Raw genomic sequence first — 2685 nt, forward strand, 5'->3', positions numbered from 1 at the left:
GCCGCGAACCTGCGCGGCCCGCAGTTCTGCACGCTCATCACGGAGGAGGAGTACCAGGCCAAGGTGGCGAAGGTGGGCCAGGACCCGCTGCGTAAGGATGCCGATCCGGACGTCCTATGGGCCCGCGTGCATGCCTCGCGGCGCAGCATCGGCGCGATGCTCATGGACCAGGGCCTATTCGCCGGGGTGGGAAATATCTACCGCGCAGAAGCCCTTTTCCGCCAAGGGCTCTCCCCCTTCATTCCGGGCAAGCAGCTCGACCGCGCGGAGTTCGACGCCATCTGGTCTGACCTAGTGGAACTGATGGACTACGGCGTCGAGCACGGCCGCATCGATACAGTCCGCGAAGCCCATACGCCGGAGGCCATGGGCCGCGAGCCCCGCAAAGATGACCACGGCGGCGAGGTCTACGTCTACCGCCGCGCCGGGCAACCCTGCCACGTGTGCGGCACGGGGATACGGGAGCAGGTCATGCAGGGCCGCAACCTCTTTTGGTGCCCCACCTGCCAACCCGCGCGCTAGGGTAGTCAGTTATGCGCCCTGCTTTTACCGTTGCCACTGTTCGTGCCGCTGAAGAACGCCTGCTGGAACAGCAGTCTCATGAGGATCAGCTCATGAAACTGGCCGCCGCGGCGGTGGCAGAAACCGCGTGGGTAATGCTGGAAGCGCAGCCTGGGACGGTGCTCGTTCTCGCTGGCTCCGGCGGCAACGGCGGGGACGGGCTTTACGCCGGTGCGGTGCTGGCCGAGCGCGGGGTTACGGTGCATGCCCTGGTTCCGGAACGCTGCCACGAGGAGGCTCTCACTGCGTTCCGTGCCGCCGGTGGCACGGTCCTTTCTGCCGACGCGCTGCCTAACGGCAGCGCGTCTTCAGGCAGCACACTGCTTATTGACGCCATCGCGGGCCTCGGCTCCGCCCGTGGCTTAAGCGGCGCCGCGCTCTCGCTCTACCGCGAAGTCACCGCGACCGGGGCTGCTGTCTTAGCCGTCGACATGCCTACCGGCGTCGATGCCGATACGGGAGTGTGCGCCGCGGATGCCGTCCACGCCGATGTCACCGTCACATTTGGCTCGCCGCGCTTCGGCCACGCGCTGGCCGCCGAATGCGGGCAGGTTGTGGTCTCCGATCTCTTCTTGCCCGGCGCGCCCTCCTTCGCTGAGACCCTCGCCGAACTGGATGAACCTGCCGCATTCATCGCCCACGAGCCCTCCGTCCCGACGGCCTATGCGTGGCAAACGGGCGAACTCGATCTGCCGGGCGGGCGCGCTTCCCGCCCTTGGCCGGTGGGCTGCACCGGCCCCATCGTTGATCCCACACCAAGCGCGCGCTCTGACAAGTATTCCGGCGGCGTCGTGGCCCTGGCTGCCGGAAGCGATACCTACCCGGGCGCGGGGATCCTCTGCGCCACCGCAGCGGTGCGCGCCACGCCCTCGATGGTGCGCTTCATCGGCGATAACTCGATTACTTCTCTGCTGCCCGAGCTGGTCTGCCATCCCGATGTGGCCTCCGCCGGACAGGCCCAAGCCTGGGTCGTGGGCCCTGGCCGCGGTACCGATGCAACGGCGGCCGCCGAACTGCGAAAGGTACTGGCGCAAGGCCTGCCCACCGTTCTTGATGCCGACGCCCTGACGCTTTTGGCACGCAACACCTCCTTGCGCCGGACAGTCGCCGAGCACCCGCTGACCATCCTCACCCCACATGAAGGCGAGTTCAGCCGTCTCTACCAGGCCACTTTCGGCTCTGCTCCCGATGCGGCTACCGGCTGGAGCCGCGCCCTCCACGAGCTAGCCGAGGAGCTACACAGCATCATCTTGCTCAAAGGCCGCCTGACCCGCATCACAGCTCCGGGCCAGCCGCTCTATTCCTTCAACTCCGGTCACTCCTTTGCCGCGACCCCCGGCTCCGGCGACGTGCTCTCCGGCATCCTCGGCGCGGTCCTGGCCCAGCTCTTCGCCGAATCCTCCACCGAAACTGCCGTCGCGACCATCACCCGGACCATCACCGAGGTCCTCCACGCGGGCGCCATCCACGCGCACGCGGCGGCCATCGCGGCCGAGACCCCCGAAGGCTTCGCGCCCTGTTCCGCCTCTCAGATTGCCGCAGCCATCCCGCAAGCCATCGCCCGGCTCCTCAACGCGGAGCGCTAGCTCCGCTACTAAGTACGTTTCGATCAAATAGCACCCCAAAAATTCGAAGATCTGGGGCCTTATTTGATCGATCCGTACCTGGCCGCCGCCGTCTTGGTACGTTTTCGCAACGAAGCCCTGGAATGTTGCGATTTGCGGGCCACTATTTACGAAAACGTACCTTGGCCCGGCGCAGAATCCCGGACGCGGTGCCGACGGACTTGCGCATGAGCCCGCGCGGGCCCACCGCCACCGTGCCGCGGCGCAGGGAAGTGTTCTCCCACGGCCACGTCATTCCGGCCCATGCTGCTGCGACGGCAAGGATTTCCACTGCGATGTAGCCGGGCCATGGGCCGAATAGGTTGATGATGGACGGGCTGCCCGGCGCGTGGTTGAGGAAGCCATAGTTGCCGTCGGTCTTGGCATTAACCGCCATCGCGATGGCCATCCACACTGGCGTGATCTTCACGGCGAAGCGATAGCCCTTCCACGTCGGCCGGTAGCCCAAGCCAAAAGTCAGTGCCAGCGACATGGCAAGTGCCACGATGTGGAAGAACCA

Annotated in this window: 3 protein-coding genes; 2 read left to right on the plus strand and 1 reads right to left on the minus strand. The window is 66.3% G+C overall.

The genetic code is table 11. The features are described from left to right. Both RDN59_RS11870 and RDN59_RS11875 read left to right on the plus strand, forming a co-directional pair. The coding region (locus tag RDN59_RS11870) for a zinc finger domain-containing protein (protein WP_308608011.1) at positions 1–522 on the plus strand (522 nt) is incomplete at its 5' end. An 11-nt stretch (positions 523–533) separates the two neighbouring features. Further along, positions 534–2147, plus strand: a complete 1614-nt coding sequence (locus RDN59_RS11875; RefSeq protein ID WP_308608012.1) for an NAD(P)H-hydrate epimerase — start codon at positions 534–536, stop codon at positions 2145–2147. A gap of 142 nt (positions 2148–2289) precedes the next feature. On the opposite strand, the gene RDN59_RS11880 is transcribed toward RDN59_RS11875, so the two are convergent. Then, on the minus strand, positions 2290–2685 hold a 396-nt coding region (locus tag RDN59_RS11880), incomplete at its 5' end, for a TIGR02206 family membrane protein (protein ID WP_308608013.1).

It is taken from the genome of uncultured Corynebacterium sp. (assembly GCF_902489365.1).
GTDB lineage: Bacteria > Actinomycetota > Actinomycetes > Mycobacteriales > Mycobacteriaceae > Corynebacterium.

What these genes read in the sequence shown, in the direction of transcription:
- RDN59_RS11875 (WP_308608012.1), top strand. Translation starts at nt 534, where the DNA reads ATGCGCCCTGCTTTTACCGTTGCCACTGTTCGTGCCGCTGAAGAACGC.